Origin of the sequence: Snodgrassella alvi (assembly GCF_002777855.1) — a bacterium.
Taxonomy (GTDB): domain Bacteria; phylum Pseudomonadota; class Gammaproteobacteria; order Burkholderiales; family Neisseriaceae; genus Snodgrassella; species Snodgrassella alvi_E.
Genome location: NZ_MEIK01000016.1, coordinates 22,730 through 40,050 on the forward strand (window position 1 = coordinate 22,730; position 17,321 = coordinate 40,050).

The following is a 17,321-nucleotide window of genomic DNA, read 5'->3' on the forward strand; positions in this document are numbered from 1 at the left end:
GGAATAATTATGACTTACCACACCAATTTGAATAGTGCGGCTACTTTGCCCACAATTTATCGCCACCGCTCAATTCGTAAGTTTACTGAAGAAGCTTTAACTGATGAGCAGCGTGAAGCTATTTGGGAGGCAGGACGGGCGGCGTCTTCTTCTAGTTTTATGCAAAGTACACATATTATCCGTGTCTCAGATAAAGATAAGCGTGCGGCTTTGTGCGAAGTGGCTGCCAATCAGAAATATGTGCGTACGGCGGCTGAATTTTGGGTATTTTGTGTAGATTATACCAGACACCGGCTGGCTTTTCCGGAAGCACAGCTTGATTGGACTGAAGCGATGATTATTGGCTCGGTTGATGCGGGTATCATGGCTCAGAATTGTTTGCTGGCTGCGGAATCACTGGGTCTGGGTGGTGTGTATATTGGTTCTTTACGCAATGATACAGCCCGTGCAGCTGAAATTCTGGAATTGCCTTCGCTGACATTTCCGTTGTTTGGGTTGTGTCTGGGACATCCGGCACAGGATCCGATGTATCGTCCACGCTTGCCGCTTGATACGCTAGTCAGCGAAAACCGTTATCGTCCACTTGATCCGGCTAAACTGGCTGCATATGATGAACAGTTGGCTCAGTATTATCGTGACCGTAGTGGTCTGGATCTCAATTGGAGTAAGGCTGTTGCCAATAATTTTGCCCAGCCGGTGCGACCGCATATTCTGCCATTTTTGCATCAGCAGGGACTGGCCACACGCTAAGCAGATTGGAAACAACACCTGTCCGTGTTGTCTGGACAGGTGTTTTGTATTTGATAAAGTGTTAACGATGCTGTGGTAATGCTAGTATGCTATCGGCCAGTGCCTCGCCCAGACGCTGATAACCACTGGCTGTGAAATGCACACCATCGCTACGCGCTAACCCCTCACTAATCCATGTTTTCATACTGCATTCGCCACCCATGACAGCCTGCCAGTCCCAGTAGAAAGTATGCTGATTTTGCGCTACTTCTTTCTGCATGTTTTGCAGCTCGGTTAGTTTTTCTGGACGTACGCCGCATGCACCAGCGGTACTTTTAAGGCTTTCTGGAGCACCTAGCAGCATGATTGCGCTATTGGGTGCGGCGGTACGGATGCGAGCTATGGTTTCGATAAGATTCTGTTTTACTGTGGCGGTGTCTAGATTGTTGTAGGCTTCGTTGGTACCGAAGGCCAAAATAATGAGGTCTGGTGCAATCACGTTCAGTTCTTGCTGCCATGCCGTTGTATTCCAGCGATTCCATTGGTTGAGCTGAAAACCGTTGATTCCAAGTGCCGAAAATACTACCCCTTGCTTGTTTTGATTACGTGCCCACCAGCCACCGATGGCAGTCTGAAAATTCATGCCTGCTTTGACGGTAATCGGAAAACGGGCATTAAACTGGCTGAAATGCCACTGATTATCCTTAGGATGGGCGGCCAGTTCAATCTGTTGGCCGTTGCTATCGGTAACGGATAAATTTTCATCGTTCGGCCCTTGCCGGATGCTGACTGTTACAGTTTGCTCTGCTTCTGGTTCTTTGGTTGCTATAGTCATTACTGAACCGACCGCAGGAATGGCAATCAGACCGCCGAGCGCATAGTTTACGTTGGTGTCAGTGCGGCTGGATATAGCCTGCCAGCCCTGATTCTGATAGGTATAGCGTGCCAGCCGCATACCGGGAAACTGAGTAGGCATAGCCCAGCCCGGGCCGCCGTTGCCCAGCTGCTGTTGCAAACGTACACGGGCGGCATCTGTGAGGTAATCAGCGGCTGTATGCGAGTCTCCTAGCTGTACGATGTTAATACTTTTTTTCTTAAAGGCCTTTGCCAGCTGTGCCCTGTTATTGTCCGGTAAAGCTGTACTATGGTGATTACGGCTAGATTGAGCCGGAGCCGGATCGGCAGAGCAGGCCATAATCCACAAGCAGCAGCTTAGGATAGCTAAATGTGTTTTAGTGTACATTTGAGTAATCGTTTTTATTTGGCTGTGCCGGTAAGATAAAGCGGTTAAAAATATCTCTAGCAATAATTTTCTGCCCTGAGATGGTGAAATGAATACCATCTGCACTACGGGTTTTGATTTTTTTGCCATTTGGTTGCATCAAGGTATCAGTATATTCATCTCCATTGCTACCGAGCATGGTGCGGGTATCAACAACAAAACCATGATTTCGCATTACTTCATCAGTAGTCAACTGACGCAGGTAAACCATTTGCTGATTAAGTTTATGGCGGCGCATATCCGGCGGGGTAAGCCATAGTACGGTTACGTGATGCTGGCGGGCAGTGTCCATAATCGTTTGTATGCGGCTGCGATACATGCTTTCCCAGCGCGCAGATGCAAAGCTAATAAAGCGGGTGCCATTATGCGGGTCAGGAATATCCCACGGGTCGTTTGGCCCCAGAAATATTACCATAATCTTAATGCGGGGATTATCGTTTAAGGTACGAGCGATGGTTTCTGGCCAGTTGAAAAAGCCAGGATAGGTGAGTCCAGTGCTTTGTTTGGCAAGATTAACGCTTTTGATACCATAGCCTTCGCTCAGCCATTTCTGGATATGTGGCGCCACACCCTGCATTAAGGAATCACCGGCAAAGAATACCTCATCTTCTGCGCCCAGTGTGAAAGCTGATTTGATACTGTCTTGTTTAGCTGTCTGTTGCAGATTCTGCTGCACTGCCACCTGTGTTTTCTGCGCAATAGTGACCTTATTTTTATCTGCATTAGCAACATGCTGATTAAAGGTTGTTGTGACATTATGATTGGCAGATGTAATGTTCTGATTTAGCCAGCTGATACCATTATTGAGTACCAATCCTGCTTTGGCGCCTGCTTGCCACCACGAATATTTTTTTAGTTTGGATAAAATACTGTTTTTATGATACGTCTGCTGATAATAGTTTTCTACGGAATCCTGCATCAACCATAAAGATAAGCCGGCAGCAAGGATTAAGCTTAGCAAAACATACCGAAACTGCTGTTTGTTGCTTTTGGGTGGTTGTACCTTTGATTCTGATTCTTCATCGGATGCCACTACCATGGGTACAGTGGTCACTGTTTTCACGCTTACCACGGGCATTTGCTCAAACTGAGTATATTTTTTTTTCTGATTATGACTACGGTAGGTTGGCAGACGGCGATATTTAGAAGTTTGCATAGATAAATCCCGGAATTCCGGCCGGCGCACAGATTAATATCAGCACCAGCAGCAATAATAAAGGCACAATCAGACTGTAGCGCGGTAAACTCTCTGCACGCTGGAATAACTGTTTGGTCAGTCTGGTTAGCAATGGATAAGCTATCCAAGCCAGCAGCAACAGGCTGAAAAAGTAGAATGGGTTGGTACTTAGCGGTACGTTAATATAATTACAGAACAAAGCGTGCAGCAACATTAAAGCATCGTTAAGGGTGGGCGCCCGAAAGAACACAAAACAGAAACACACGAAATGTACTGTAATGATGATGCTTAAAATTTTGCCTACACGGCCACTTTTGCTCAGACTATCGCGTGCCTGTTCAGCGGTACAGTGACGTAGACGGCTATATAGCCAATCGCTCAGGTTTAGCAATATCATCCCTGCACCATGCAATAATCCCCAGATGAGAAATGGCCAGCCATTGCCATGCCAAATACCAGATAACGCCATTGCAATAAGCAGGTTAAGCTGTGTGCGTATACAGCTACCTCGGCTGCCACCTAACGGAATAAATATGTAATCTCTAATCCATGTAGACAGGCTGATGTGCCAGCGCTTCCAAAAATCGCGAATATTATAAGCTAATAACGGCGAACGGAAGTTAAGCGGCAAGCGAAAGCCCAACAGTAGACCCATGCCCACCATTAGGTCGCTGTAGCCTGAAAAATTAAAAAACAGCTGTAAAGTATAACCGTAAATGGCAGCCAGTATTTCCAAGCTCTGATACTGCATGGGATTGGCAAAAACCGGATCCACCCAGTTATCTCCAATCCAGCCCGAAAACCACCAGTTTTTCGTCAGCGCCATTATAATCAGACACAGAGCCACTGCTGGGGCCAAAATACGGCGGCGTTCTACGGCTTGGATTTGCGCGGCCATGCCACAGGGCTGACCAGATATGTCCGTTAAACCACGAGCGTCATAAGCACGAGCAATTGGCCCTGCGGTGATGGTCGGAAAAAAAGCAAGATGCAATGCCAGAGCAGACAAAGATAAAGGCTGGCCGGCTATTTGTCTACTATTGCGAAGTTGATAAAGAGAAACCAGATAGCTAATTGCTTGAAATGAATAATAGGATAAGCCCAGCGGTAATATGACATTGGCTATCCAGTCTATATTACTCCTAAACCAATCCGAATTCTCGTTTATTTGTGCAGAGAAAAAATCGGAATATTTCCACAATATCAGTTGCAGAATGGTAATGGTAATTCCAGATATCAGCCAGATTCTCGGTTTTTTACTGCGATTAATGCAGGCTGATATCACATAAATGATAAATGTATATATTAATAGGGTAATCAGAGCCGGCAGTTTACCGCATAGATACACAATCAGATAGCTGGTACACAATAAAAGAATATTCTGGAGCCTTGGTCTGGCGCCCAGAAGCCAATATAGGCAGAAAAAAACAATGAAACACAGACTAAATTCGATGGATATAAAGCTAAACATGAAGCCAATAAGCAAAAATAAAAAAGAGATTGTTTAACCATGCCAAACATATAAGCAGAAAAGTTTCTGTTTAAAATCAGTTAATTCATGTTTATGCCTATCGGCAGGACACAGAAGTTTAGGCTGTATATCACTCGAAGTTGCAAACAAAGATTCTACTGTAATGGCTTAATTGATTTCTGAATAAACTTTTTCACCGTTCTGGTTCGGAATACTGTGTTTGTTTCGTTCTGAGGCTGCTGAATAACATTCTTTTCAGTTAATCTAGATTGGCTGTAAATTTCTATATTGATAGAGCCTTGGTGGGGCAAAATTACATCAAATTAGAAAGTGACTATTTTACCTGTAAGTGTGAAATATTGTAACGAAATTCAAATATAAAATTTTGTTATCAAAAAAATTTTATTAAAGAATATAACTATAGTTATCATGTATCAACATCACCGCACTATCTATTGTTGTTTGGCTAGTCTCAGTGAAAGCTTTTTATATAGGTGAATTGAAATAGCAGTAGGTTTATTTTTTTTGCTATTATCCAAAAGCTCAGCTAATCTGTGGCAATAAATTTCTGTATCTTTAATGCATTGTGCCACCATTTGTCCTCAGCTCGGCTGATATCAGTAATTGACTTTTACCTTACGTCAGGGTTTAGCCTGAAGGATTCTCAGGCTATTTTAGATAAGGCTTACTATGCACCAGCACAATCAAACTCATGAGCACACTCATGAAAGCGGGCATCACCATCATCTTGGAGCACACGCCGCGGATAAGCAGGTGTTGCGTGTTTCATTGTTGGTTATCGGGGCTTATATGCTGGTGGAAATCATCGGTGGCTGGTTAACCAATAGTCTAGCGCTGCTTTCCGATGCTGGTCATATGTTTTCCGATGCGCTAGCACTGGCACTGTCTCTGATAGCATTTCATCTGAGTGAACGGCCGGTTAATCAGCGGCAGACATTCGGTTATAAGCGTTTTGAGATTATCGCCGCAGCCGTTAACGGCATCGCACTGATGGTGATTGCAGTATTGATTGTCTATGAAGCCATTGGCCGTTTCGTTAATCCACCAGCCATTGCTACTCGTGGGATGCTGATTATCAGTGTCTTGGGTTTGCTGGTGAATATCGCTATCGCGTGGTATATGCATCGAAGTAGCGAGACCGAGCATAATGTAAATATGCGCGGTGCTTTTTTACATGTGCTGGGTGATTTACTCGGTTCTGTAGGGGCGATCGTTGCGGCCATACTCATGATGCTGTTCGGCTGGCGTTGGGCAGACCCGTTGGCCAGTGTTGTAGTGGCCTGTTTGATTGCTTACAGTGGTATCGGTATTCTGAAAACAACATTGCGTATTCTAATGGAAGGAACCCCAGTCGACATCGAACTTGAGCAGCTAGGCAATGTGATATTGGCCATGCCCGGAATTAAGGCCGTGCATGATTTACATGCATGGACAATTACCAGTAATATGAACGCATTGTCTTGTCATATTGTTGTGGATGGTACCATTACCGTTGTCGAAGCAGAGAAACTAGTGAATGAGCTTGCCTCTGTTTTGCTCAAACATGATATCCATCATGTGACAGTACAGACGGAAAGCAATGCCCATACGCACAGTGACAATTTGTTATGCTGCATGCCTTCTGTTGCTCATCAACATGCACATTAATACAATACATGTAGCTCAAGGATGGAAACGAAATCATGATTAAAGCGGTATTATTTGATTTAGATGGCACACTTGCAGATACTGCCCCAGATTTGGGTACCGCTCTCAACCGAGTTTTGGAAAAGCAGCATCTGCCGCAAAAAAGCATGACCGAAATTCGACCGGTCGCCAGCCATGGTGCTTCTGGCCTGATCACGCTAGGAACTGGCTGGCAACCGGATCATCCTGAATTTGCTACATTGCGGCGTGATTTTCTGGCTGAATACGAGCTGCACTTTACTGATGAAACTGTATTGTTTGGAGGCGTTAATGAGCTTTTGCTAAAGTTAGCTGAGCAAAATATTGTCTGGGGCATTATTACCAACAAACCATATGTGTTTACTGACCGCCTGCTTCCAAAATTAGAATGTAGTGTTAAACCATCTGTAGTTGTAAGTGGTGATACCACCAGCGCTCCTAAGCCCAGTACCATACCGATGTATTACGCCTGCAGACAAATCGGTGTGGCACCGGAAAATTGTGTTTATGTTGGTGATGCTGAACGTGATATGCAAGCAGGACGTCAAGCCGGTATGATTACCGTATTGGCAAACTGGGGTTACATCAGTGCCACAGACGATACAGCGAGTTGGCCAGCTGATTATGTGATTGAGAAGCCTGAACAAATTCTCAAATTATTAAAATAAATAATTTTTTAGATGTATTTCAAGGGGGTTAATAATGAAAACCATCGGTTTAATTGGCGGCATGAGCTGGGAAAGTTCTGCGGAATATTACCGTATGATCAATGAGCAGGTACGTGATCGACTAGGCAGTACCCATTCAGCTCAAAGCATTATGTTGTCTGTTGATTTCGCGGAAATAGAAGCGTTACAGCATCAGGGTCAGTGGGATAAGTTGGCTGAAAAAATGTGCCATGCCGCGCGTCAGTTGCAGCAGGGCGGAGCAGAATGTATCGTTATTTGCACCAACACCATGCATCGTATGGCGGAGCAAGTGCAAAACAGTGTTTGCATTCCATTGCTACACATAGCCGATGCTACTGCCGAACAAATTTGCCGCCAAAAACTTCGCAAAGTCGGGTTGCTGGGTACAGAATTTACCATGAAGCAGGACTTCTACAAGGGGCGGCTCACCGATAAATATGGTTTGCAGGTACTAATTCCAAATGATCATGATTGCCAAATAGTGCATAAAATCATATATAACGAACTGGTGTCTGGCATTATTCGTGAAGAGTCGCGCCAGCAGTATCGGCAGATTATTCAACATTTGGTAGATGCGGGAGCAGAGGCCATAATTCTTGGTTGTACTGAAATCATGTTGCTGGTGTCTGAAGCAGATAGTCCGGTGCCTGTTTTTGATACAACAGCCATCCACGCTACTGCAGCCGTGAACTGGGCACTGGCGGATAAGCAATAATAGCCCTTTTGTACAATAAACCTTTTGAAGGAAAGTCAAAGCCGGTTACTTATTTAAATATCCGGCTTGTTTACTATTCAATTAGTTTCACTCAGGCGGTTTCTCAGCCAGCGTACAGCTGGGGCAATTTCACCGGCACATAGACCAATTGGTCCGATTTCATTGGCAGCAAGGATATCGGCAGCTGTACCATGTAACCACACTCCAGCATAAACGGCTTGCTCCAATGGTATTTGTTGCGCCAATAGACTTCCTATAATTCCGGCGAGCACATCTCCACTGCCAGCCGTAGCTAGCCCGGGATTGCCACTGTTATTCTGCCAAACTTGCCCGTTAGGTGAAGCGATCAGGCTCTGATGTCCTTTCAAAACAACCCATGCATTATATTTTGCTGCCAATCGGCATACTGCTTGGTTGCGGTTTCCTTGTATTTCACTGATGCTGCATTGCAGCAAGCGAGAGGCTTCTCCGGGATGAGGAGTCAGTATAATATTGTGTATATTCTTTCTACCGGCCAGGATATCTGGCTGCTGTGCCAGCAGATTAAGCGCATCTGCATCCAATAACGTAACTATATTGTGTTGTTGCAGGCATGATTTCAGCACTGATACAGCCGATTCGTGCGTGCCCAAACCACAGCCGATTACCCATGCACTAATCTCTGAACGTTGCAGTAGGTGCTCGGCAGTGGCTAGCATAATTTCTGGCTGTTGTGTCAGTAGCGGTAAGGGTAAAGTAGGCTGGTGAAAGCCAAGCCAGACTTTACCACATCCACAATGCAAAGCTGCCACAGCCGCCATAGAAACCGATCCAGCCATGCCTTCAGCGCCACCAATAATACCCAGAGTACCAAAGGTACCTTTATGGCTTTGTGCAGGACGCGGTTGGCATATATCAGGAAACTGACTGCGTGCCAGCCGCTGCCATTGGCGTAATAATTCCCTGTCTGTCCTGAATGTGTTCATTATCTCTTCACTATATGTATTGTTTACCTGTAGTTTTTAGGCCGTTACACATTGTCTTGATCAGCACAGAAGCTGGTCTAGCAGTGCATTTTTTAACTGTAATTGCTGCTGGGTATCTGCTAAATGGGGCGCATACACCAGAAAGCTGTCTTCTACACGTTCGTCCAATGTGGTGATTTTGGCAAATCGGATGCTGATATTCAGCTCTGATAACACTGCGGCAATATTGGCCAATAAAAAGCGTCGATTAGCCGTAATGATGTGTAAATTATACCAGCCAGGGTTATCTTCCTCATCGATGGTAATGCGGGGCGCTATCGGCATATGCCTGCTGCGCCGGCTCAGACTAGCCGGAGTGGCAGCACTCATCGACAGATTGCCATTCACAAACTGATTTAGTGCCAGCTCAGTTTTATTCTGAATACTAAGGTAATCAGCAATGCTGAGGCCAGATGGAAATTGTAGAATAAAAGTATCCAGAATAAAGTTGTGGTCGGTAATATAGGCACGCGCAGTCAGGATATTCATTCCTGCCTCACTAAACACTGAAGCCAGCTCTGTAAAGAGTTTTGGCCGGTTTGGCATATAAACCATCACTTTTAATGTATTTGTATCCGGCAGCCACTGGCTATGTGCCTGTGGCTGCTGCTCATAATTGATGATTTTGGACAAATGCCACAAAATATCCTGCCATTCATGGCGTGCAAAATACGCCTGCCCCAGAATATGCCACAGTTCACGCTGCTGTGACTCGCTGATTTGATACTGGCTTAATTCATGCATCGCCTGCTGACGTCGGTCAAGAATGGCTGTCTGCCGGTTACTCTGTCTACCGTTTAGGTAATGCAGTGCGGCTTTATATAAACTTTCCAGTAGGCTGGCTTTCCATGAATTCCAGATTTTCGGATTAGTACCGCGAATATCTGCAACCGTAAGCAAATACAATGCGGTCAACCGTTCAATTGTTTTAACTTGATTACTAAATCGAGCTACTACTTCAGGGTCTTGAATATCTTCTTTCTGCGCAGTCATCGACATCAACAGGTGCTGTTCCACCAACCATGCAAGCAAATCACTTTCCTCTGCGTCCAGAAAATGATCTTTTGCAAAGGAACGTGCATCAGCTACGCCTTTAACGGCGTGATCGCCGCCACGTCCTTTAGCTATATCATGAAACAATGCTGCCATATATAAAATGTGCTTGCGTTCAAAAGCATGCATCAAAGTAGAAGCAAATGGCAGTTCATGGCTGTGTCGTTCCATAGCCAAACGGCGCATATTACGCACTACCATTAAAATATGGTCGTCTACCGGATAGATATGAAACAGGTCGTGTTGCAGTAAACCCACAATTTTTTCCCATGCCGGTAGATACTTGCCTAGCACACCATACAGATTAATAAATCTAAGTAAGTGCGTCAGACCATTGCCATGCCGGAAGAAGCCAGCAAAGCATTCGCGATTGATTGGATTCTGATAAAACGCTTCATTCACTTGCTGATGAGCTGCAGCCCACCATGCTCGCAAGGTTTTTGGTGCCAGACCAATAATATCGCTGTGTTCCTGTGCAATCCGCAGACTGATAAAAATATGCTCCGGCTTATGCCGAAAAAGCTCAAGATTGTGTACCGCCAGCATATTGCCAACTTGATAATAATGTTCATCCAGCTCCACAACCACGCGAGGCAACGTGGCATAGACACGGTCTCGCAGCATCGGCACCAGAATGCCACTAAGTTGTTTTACACCTTTAATGGCGCGGTAAAAATCATGCATCAGCTTTTCACAGGCACGTGAATTTGTATCATCCACATATCCCAGATTTTCTGCTACCTGTGTCTGAAGATCGAAAATCAGCCGGTCTTCAGCTCGTTTAGCGGTCAAATGCAGTTCAATGCGGATTCTGGCAAGCTGCTTCTGGCAGCTGAGTAGCAATCTTGCCTCGGTGCGGTTTAGAATGGCATTACGCATCAAGTCATGAATCTGGGGCGGTAGTCCCTGTACTTTCGCCAGCCACAATAAAGTATGAATATCACGTAAACCACCCTGAGTGGTTTTTACATTAGCTTCCAACAAGCTGGCTTCACCAGAAGCTTTTGTATAACGTTGGCTCTGCTCCAGTATTTTACCTTCTGTAAATGCAGCGACATCACGCTGTAAATCCAGTTGATGGATTAACTCTGTCGCCAGCTGCCGGCTGCCACATAAATAATGGCTTTCTAGCAAAGCGGAATCGCCGGTTAAATCCTGCCGTGCGCTTTCGCATAATTCAGCAATCGTACCTACTTTGGCAGCAGGTTGCAGATGAATGTCCCACAAAATCTGAATAAACGCGGCAATTTGCTGTTGCAACTCATCCCCAACCGTTTCTCTGCTGACAATAGCAATATCCACGTCTGAATAGGGATACATTTCGCCACGGCCGAAACCACCTATCGCCAGCAAACACAATTCTCGCTCGGCAAAAAAGTGCTGCCACAAAGTAGTCAGTATTTCAGAAATAATTTGCGTGTGCTGGCGGAAGTAAACAAACGGATGCTTCCGTCGCCGGTAAGTTTCGGCAGCCTGCTGTTTATGCAGCCTTAATTTATCGGCCAGAGAAGTAACCAACGTTGCAACTACCATAATTAATAGCCATTAGATTGTGATTGACGATAAGCATTCTGCAATGGGCTGATTTGATGTAGCCGCGCTCGTTCAATAGCATGGGCAATATGTTGCGGATTATCAGAAGCTCGTGCAATGGCCGCAGCATCAACTGCCATGGCAGCCGACTGTAATGCCAGCCAGTGTTGCTGCTGCGGATAAGGTTGTTGCTCAAAACCCAGCCGACCACGGACATCGGCCACACAGACTCGAAGAATTTGAGCAAAGCGTTGTGGACGCCGTAACGCATCAGTTTGCTTGAGAATCTCCAGAACAGTTTTGGGTTTCAACTGTCCCACACTGTGCAGCCTGATGTGATAGCTGCATATCAGTAAAGCTAACTGGGCACAGGCTTTGGGAACCTGCCAGCGCTGATTAACAGCTTCCACTAGCTTGATTCCAGCATAATCGTGTCCAGGATGACCAGGTAGCTTATCCTTAGGAGTTAACGCTTTACCTAAATCATGGGTGAGGGCTGCATAACGTTCGGGTAATGAATAATCGTGTTCCGCAGCATACTGAAGGCTTAGTAGTGTGTGCTCACCCGCATCTATTTCTGGATGATGCACAGCTCGTTGTGGTACCCCAAACAAAGCATCTACTTCTGGCAGAATAATTTTCAGGGCACCGCAGGCACGCAAAACTTCAATCATCAGACGCGGCTGTTTTTCCATCAATCCCTTAGCCAGTTCCTGCCATACTCTTTCTGCGACCAGTGCGTTGACTTCCCCGTTGTACACCATTTGTCGCATCAACCCCATGGTTTCATCTGCTACCTGAAAGCCATAACGAGCCGCAAAGCGGGCAATGCGCAGAATGCGCACTGGGTCTTCAGCAAAAGCAGGGCTAACATGGCGCAAAATTCCACGACGTAAGTCTTCCAGACCATGATAAGGGTCGATCAGATGGCCTTCAGAATCCTCTGCCATTGCATTGATGGTTAAATCACGCCGTTTTAAATCCTGCTCCAGCGTCACATCTGCTGCCGCATGGAAAGTAAATCCACTATACCCGGCGGCAACTTTGCGTTCTGTTCGAGCCAGCGCATATTCTTCGTGTGTTTGCGGATGTAGAAATACCGGAAAATCTTTGCCCACCGGCTGATAGCCAGCCTCAGACATTTCTACTGCCGTGGCACCCACTACTACCCAGTCGCGGTCAGACACAGGACGCTGCAAATATTTATCTCTTACCGCACCACCAACCAAATAAATCTGCATATCAAAATATCAGTCGAAAACAGAAGTCAATTGTGCCGTACTCCTGTCCAATTGTTAACCGCTTTTTGCATTACCTAGAACTAGCTACCTGTTATAGGAGTATAACTAAAAAGGTAAAACAGAAATTACCAGTCGTATCAGCAACAGCGCTCAGTAATCGGCAAATGTGTGTATTTCATTATCTGTTTACATCATGATGGCCGGCACAATCATAGCCAGACCAGGGAAAAACGGTACGGTAGCAAAAGCGATAATCAGTAAGCGCTTAAACATTGTTTCCTGCTGTTTTTCATCCGTAACACTCACAACAAGTGTGCCTGCAATATGAATCGGATTAACCACACTCAGCATAGCCGGAGCCGCACAAGCTGCTAGAATTAGGGAAATCTGTGGTGAATCTCCGAAAATCGTGAATACCATCGGAATCATCAGACTGATTACACCAAGAGTAGACGATTCAACATTACTGAGGAAAGTGGTCAGATAGGCCAGCATAAACAATAGCGCAATTTTACTGCTGGTCATACTCAATAGTCCTTGTTCTACAGCTTTCATGGTATCAATCTGCATCATCGTACCGATAAAAACCAAAAGCCCGCTGATTACTACTACCGCATTCCAAGGAATCTTCTTCACAAAATCCTTACTGTTTTTAGGGAAAAACAGCATCATCATCACAGCTAACGTTAATGCAGTTAAACCAACATTAGCCTTAGCAAAAATCACCAGAAACAGAAAAATCAGCACCGCAATTGTCGAACAAAGTGCATAAAAAGGCTGCAATTGATGATTGTCACAACTTTCCTGAGTCACAGGTTTAAGTAACAGATAACCCTTTTTACCCTTATTCAATTCGGATACATCAACTACCCGTTTATCTTGGAAAACTATCTGTAAAGCGATAACCAGCACAAAACTGAGCACCATCCCCAGAAACCATACTAGCCATGGGCTATAGATGACTTGAGCTTTTTTCGCTGCCTCAAGAATAACCTGTCCAGTGGGATTAATAGGAGACAGAGCTCCAGTATTCGCCCCGATAATTGCAGCCATTTCACAGATAAAAAATAATCGGGGATGTTTTCTGCCCAGTGCCGCGATTACAGGAACCAGCAAAGTAATCGAAGCAGTAGAAAACGCGCCGGCTGTGGAAATAGCAAAACCGATAAAATAGCCTATCCATGGTACCAAATGGGTTTGATGTCCCATTTTTGAGTATACCTTATCGGTAAACCAACTCAGCCCACCGCTTTTTTCCAAATGGGCAAACAATAAAGATACACCAATGAGCAGCGTCACAATGGCACCGGGGAAATGATTTAGCACTGCCTTACTGCTTAGCACTGTCTCAGCAGCAGAACCATCTGCACTTAAAGCAGAGACCATCACCATTACAGCTGCTGCACTGAACCCCAGCAAACCAATGTTAACATGTCGCCAGACAGCTAGAACCAAAATCACAACCAGTAATACGAGAGATAATATTTGTGGTAAGTTCATAAGTAGTCCTGATTTGTTATCATTCTGAAAAGAAAAGTTGCGTTGAAATTCACACTAATCAAACAAAATTTAAATTTATTCAGCTTTCAGTATGTTTCTTACAGCAAAATATTCGGATAAATGTGTTTACGTTATAAAGTATCTAGATAAAATAAACAAACAAAAATTAACCTAATCACTAATTCTTTGAATTAAATTAAAGTGTAAAGTTCGTTAGCTTGAATCAAAAATAAATAAATTATCAGATGAATAAGCAATAACTAAGCATCTGCTGCATAATCACAGAATATTTTCTATGCACAAATCCAATCCATCACCCATAAAACATCAGACTGCCGGTAACATTCAGAATAAAATAGCCGGTAAAATCATTGTGGCACCCGGAATAATCGGTATTGTAAAAAAAGCGATAGTCAGCAGACGCCTAAACATCGCATCCTGTTGCTGCTCATCGGTGTAGCTGACGATTAACGTGCCGGCAATATGAATTGGGTTAATCACACTCAGCAGAGCTGGTGCCGTACAGGCAGCCAAAATCAATGGTAAATGTTCAGAACCACCGAAAATGGTGAAAATCATCGGCGTCATCAAACTAATTACCCCTATAGTAGATGATTCCACATTACTCAAGCAGGTCGTGAGATAAGCAATGATAAATAGCAGAATAATCTGATTGCTTGTCATACTTAGCAAGCTTTCTTCCACAGCCTGCATCGTATGTACTGACATCATCGTTCCAATAAACACCAGCAGTCCGCTAATCACAATCACCGCATTCCAAGGAATCTTTTTAGCAAAATCCTTACTTTGCTGCGGAAACAAAAGCATCAAAGCCACTGCCAGCGAAATCGAAGTTAGACCGACATCAGCATCGGCAAACACCACCAGCACAATAAACAGCAACACAGCCAGCGTAGAGCAAACAGCGTAAGAAGGGCACAATTGTTTCTTCTCACTGTCATCCACCGCTATCGGTTTTAACAGCGCCAGCCCATGCCTAGGTTTTTGGCCTTTTGGGCTATCTGTCATCCTCTTAGGGCTAAAAATAAATTGTAAAATCAATACTGTTACAGCACTTACAATCGTTCCCAACAACCAGAGTTGCCAACCGTTGAAACTCACATTCGCATGGCTGGCAGCATCTTTAATCACCATCCCCACAGGATTAATAGGAGACAATGCACCAGTATTTGCCCCTACAACAGCCGCCACCTCACAAATAAAAAATATTTTTGGCAGGCGTCTGCCCAAAGCAGCCGTAATCGGCACCAGCAAAGTAATGGTAGCCGTAGAAAATGCACCGGCAGTTGAGATAAACAGACCAAACACATAACCCACCCAAGGTATCAGCATCGCATGATTACCGATTGTTTTATAGACCTTATCAGTAATCCAGCTGAGACTGCCACTGCGTTCAAAATGAGCAAACAGTAAAGACACCCCGATCAACAATGTCACAATAGATCCTGGAAAATGATCCAATACGGTTTTAGCAGTTAAAGCCTGAGCTTGAGAGGCCATACCACTATCAGGATAAGTTTGGGAAGCCACCAGCATCACGGCAGCGGCACAAAATCCTAATAAACCAATATTTACATGTCGCCAGATAGATAACACCAGTATCAATACCAGCAATACCAGAGACAGTATTTGCAGAAAAGACATAAACAAACCTGATATTTATAAATTATATTTAATCAATATATTCAAACTGGCAAAACAAATTCACCAACAAAGTAGCAACTGGGTAGCGACCTTTTATCATTCATTTCTTCATGCTGTGGCATAAAGCCGATATACTTATACTTTAATTAGTATTAATCATATAGCATAATATTTTTAATCAAATTCTTTAGTCACATATTTCTATAAGCCACGCCAGACATAGTCAGGCTGACAAAATCAACACATACTCTGACAACACAGAGATAGCGTTTCCTGAACATTTTGGCGCTGTTTATCGCTAGATTTATGGCACAATCTTACGAAGATGTTTCACGTCGATTTCTACAGAATTCCAGTCCTTATCCACTTCTCCCTGAATTTCCACAGTATCCTGTGGACTGACTCTTAGTCCGTTCCAGCGCTTTTGATCGATATCCACATCTATTACCCCAGTAGCATCCTGAAATTTATACATATCATCCGAAACATGCTTGGTTATTTTGCCACGCAAAATAACACGACTGTCGTCAGGCAAAGATTTGGCATGAGTAACAGTGGTTACAGCGGCATTAGGGTCTTTATATCCACTCTTTTGCGTGGGCACAGAAGGACCAGTAAATCCTCCTTGACCGGCAGCTATTAGCGGCATAGAAACCATAGCAATAATCCCAGACAACGTAGTAATTTTTTTCATGGTGATTTCTCTCTACATTTAATAAAGCTAGTTCTGTTATTGATAGTAAATAACGGTATTAAATATCGACTTTGGAGTAAAGTAAAGAAAATTATATGGCAAATACCTAACATCTGCTGAAAATGCAAAAGATTATTATGAAAATAGATTTGAAAAATCAGAATATTAACGACAAATATAAACAAATATTGGAGAGAGCATTTGAGATTGAAAAGACGACAAATAGCTATACTCTAAGCAAGAAATAAAGAAGAAATTAGAGAAAAAGAGATCCAAATAGAAAAAAAAATGGAATACTGGATACAAATCATTAAAAATAATATCCATGTAAAAGTGGATTTAATCAGAAAAGCAAAGTTTCATACTCTTAATTCACGTATCCATTACAGTTCAGTTTCAATAACAAAAAACAAAAACAAAAAATTGATATTATTTTCAATTTTATTTTAATTTTCTGAGCTATCTGACTGCTACAGATTATATTTATAAACCTATCAAAAAATACAGCCAGATAGCTGTCTAAGTAAAATTAATGTTTACTGTCTGGAGTTCTGCTTTTTAGTTTCCAGCAATTACCTGCGTGCTGAGTAGGCGGTGCTTTTTCATGATCCTTAATTGTTGCAAAATTTTCCAGAGGATGGCCGTGCTGATCAACTTCTTGATAGATACCACCATTGGTACCAGAATTATCACCAGGTTTAAGATTACTCATATACTACTCCTATTCACAATAGTAACCGTGAAACTACGGTGAAGATATTATTCGATGTAATTTAATATAATACAAGCACTTAACATTATTTTAACTTGTTGCAATTAAATTAACAGCCCATAATCAACCTTCACCCAGATACAAACATACAGTCTTGTAGTATCCCCACA

The 17,321-nt window shown here is 43.7% G+C and carries 14 protein-coding genes; 4 read left to right on the forward strand and 10 right to left on the reverse strand.

Annotation, left to right across the window (positions count from 1 at the left end; genetic code table 11):
• Positions 1-9 precede the first annotated feature (9 nt).
• Positions 10-750, forward strand: a complete 741-nt coding sequence (nfsA, locus tag BHC43_RS02205) for an oxygen-insensitive NADPH nitroreductase (protein WP_100156392.1) — start codon at positions 10-12, stop codon at positions 748-750.
• Between the two features lie 61 nt (positions 751-811).
• On the opposite strand, the gene BHC43_RS02210 is transcribed toward nfsA, so the two are convergent.
• From BHC43_RS02210 to BHC43_RS02220, 3 genes are read right to left on the reverse strand one after another with little or no spacing between them, the layout of a single operon-like run.
• A complete protein-coding gene (locus tag BHC43_RS02210) occupies positions 812-1,972 on the reverse strand; it encodes an SGNH/GDSL hydrolase family protein (RefSeq protein ID WP_180295855.1) in 1,161 nt (386 codons plus the stop codon).
• Positions 1,962-3,167, reverse strand: coding sequence for an SGNH/GDSL hydrolase family protein (locus BHC43_RS02215; RefSeq protein ID WP_100156394.1), 1,206 nt, complete (start codon positions 3,165-3,167; stop codon positions 1,962-1,964). Before BHC43_RS02215 ends, BHC43_RS02210 begins: the two co-directional genes overlap by 11 nt.
• The gene (locus BHC43_RS02220; RefSeq protein ID WP_100156395.1) at positions 3,154-4,659 is read right to left on the reverse strand and encodes an MBOAT family O-acyltransferase; all 1,506 of its coding nucleotides are present in this window, start codon (positions 4,657-4,659) and stop codon (positions 3,154-3,156) included. Before BHC43_RS02220 ends, BHC43_RS02215 begins: the two co-directional genes overlap by 14 nt.
• A gap of 690 nt (positions 4,660-5,349) precedes the next feature.
• On the opposite strand from BHC43_RS02220, the gene BHC43_RS02225 reads away from it, so the two are divergent.
• The 3 genes from BHC43_RS02225 to BHC43_RS02235 are packed head-to-tail and all read left to right on the forward strand — an operon-like array spanning position 5,350 to position 7,749.
• Entirely contained in the window at positions 5,350-6,327 is a 978-nt protein-coding gene (locus BHC43_RS02225; RefSeq protein ID WP_100156396.1) for a cation diffusion facilitator family transporter, read from the forward strand.
• Positions 6,328-6,362: 35 nt separating this feature from the next.
• The gene (locus BHC43_RS02230; RefSeq protein ID WP_100156397.1) at positions 6,363-7,013 is read left to right on the forward strand and encodes an HAD family hydrolase; all 651 of its coding nucleotides are present in this window, start codon (positions 6,363-6,365) and stop codon (positions 7,011-7,013) included.
• Between the two features lie 34 nt (positions 7,014-7,047).
• Positions 7,048-7,749 carry an aspartate/glutamate racemase family protein gene (locus BHC43_RS02235; RefSeq protein WP_100156398.1) on the forward strand — a complete coding sequence of 234 codons (702 nt, stop codon included), beginning with the start codon at positions 7,048-7,050 and terminating at the stop codon, positions 7,747-7,749.
• A 77-nt stretch (positions 7,750-7,826) separates the two neighbouring features.
• On the opposite strand, the gene BHC43_RS02240 is transcribed toward BHC43_RS02235, so the two are convergent.
• From BHC43_RS02240 to BHC43_RS02270, 7 genes are all read right to left on the reverse strand, one after another.
• Positions 7,827-8,714: an NAD(P)H-hydrate dehydratase gene (locus BHC43_RS02240; protein ID WP_100156399.1), complete on the reverse strand. Its 888-nt coding sequence runs from the start codon at positions 8,712-8,714 to the stop codon at positions 7,827-7,829.
• Between the two features lie 60 nt (positions 8,715-8,774).
• A complete protein-coding gene (glnD, locus tag BHC43_RS02245) occupies positions 8,775-11,339 on the reverse strand; it encodes a [protein-PII] uridylyltransferase (RefSeq protein WP_100156400.1) in 2,565 nt (854 codons plus the stop codon).
• A 2-nt stretch (positions 11,340-11,341) separates the two neighbouring features.
• Complete coding sequence (locus BHC43_RS02250; protein WP_100156401.1) at positions 11,342-12,580, reverse strand: multifunctional CCA addition/repair protein; 1,239 nt, start codon at positions 12,578-12,580, stop codon at positions 11,342-11,344.
• Positions 12,581-12,766: 186 nt separating this feature from the next.
• Entirely contained in the window at positions 12,767-14,080 is a 1,314-nt protein-coding gene (locus BHC43_RS02255) for an SLC13 family permease (RefSeq protein ID WP_100156402.1), read from the reverse strand.
• A gap of 345 nt (positions 14,081-14,425) precedes the next feature.
• On the reverse strand, positions 14,426-15,745 hold the full coding sequence (locus BHC43_RS02260) for an SLC13 family permease (protein ID WP_100156403.1): 1,320 nt from the start codon (positions 15,743-15,745) through the stop codon (positions 14,426-14,428).
• A 304-nt stretch (positions 15,746-16,049) separates the two neighbouring features.
• Positions 16,050-16,439: a YgiW/YdeI family stress tolerance OB fold protein gene (locus BHC43_RS02265; protein ID WP_100156404.1), complete on the reverse strand. Its 390-nt coding sequence runs from the start codon at positions 16,437-16,439 to the stop codon at positions 16,050-16,052.
• A 529-nt stretch (positions 16,440-16,968) separates the two neighbouring features.
• Complete coding sequence (locus BHC43_RS02270; protein ID WP_100141536.1) at positions 16,969-17,151, reverse strand: hypothetical protein; 183 nt, start codon at positions 17,149-17,151, stop codon at positions 16,969-16,971.
• Positions 17,152-17,321: the final 170 nt, after the last annotated feature.

Bases quoted from the DNA above. Each gene is read 5' to 3' on its own strand.
- nfsA (WP_100156392.1), top strand. From the start codon at position 10: ATGACTTACCACACCAATTTGAATAGTGCGGCTACTTTGCCCACAATT.
- BHC43_RS02210 (WP_180295855.1), bottom strand. From the start codon at position 1,972: ATGTACACTAAAACACATTTAGCTATCCTAAGCTGCTGCTTGTGGATT.
- BHC43_RS02215 (WP_100156394.1), bottom strand. From the start codon at position 3,167: ATGCAAACTTCTAAATATCGCCGTCTGCCAACCTACCGTAGTCATAAT.
- BHC43_RS02220 (WP_100156395.1), bottom strand. From the start codon at position 4,659: ATGTTTAGCTTTATATCCATCGAATTTAGTCTGTGTTTCATTGTTTTT.
- BHC43_RS02225 (WP_100156396.1), top strand. From the start codon at position 5,350: ATGCACCAGCACAATCAAACTCATGAGCACACTCATGAAAGCGGGCAT.
- BHC43_RS02230 (WP_100156397.1), top strand. From the start codon at position 6,363: ATGATTAAAGCGGTATTATTTGATTTAGATGGCACACTTGCAGATACT.
- BHC43_RS02235 (WP_100156398.1), top strand. From the start codon at position 7,048: ATGAAAACCATCGGTTTAATTGGCGGCATGAGCTGGGAAAGTTCTGCG.
- BHC43_RS02240 (WP_100156399.1), bottom strand. From the start codon at position 8,714: ATGAACACATTCAGGACAGACAGGGAATTATTACGCCAATGGCAGCGG.
- glnD (WP_100156400.1), bottom strand. From the start codon at position 11,339: ATGGTAGTTGCAACGTTGGTTACTTCTCTGGCCGATAAATTAAGGCTG.
- BHC43_RS02250 (WP_100156401.1), bottom strand. From the start codon at position 12,580: ATGCAGATTTATTTGGTTGGTGGTGCGGTAAGAGATAAATATTTGCAG.
- BHC43_RS02255 (WP_100156402.1), bottom strand. From the start codon at position 14,080: ATGAACTTACCACAAATATTATCTCTCGTATTACTGGTTGTGATTTTG.
- BHC43_RS02260 (WP_100156403.1), bottom strand. From the start codon at position 15,745: ATGTCTTTTCTGCAAATACTGTCTCTGGTATTGCTGGTATTGATACTG.
- BHC43_RS02265 (WP_100156404.1), bottom strand. From the start codon at position 16,439: ATGAAAAAAATTACTACGTTGTCTGGGATTATTGCTATGGTTTCTATG.
- BHC43_RS02270 (WP_100141536.1), bottom strand. From the start codon at position 17,151: ATGAGTAATCTTAAACCTGGTGATAATTCTGGTACCAATGGTGGTATC.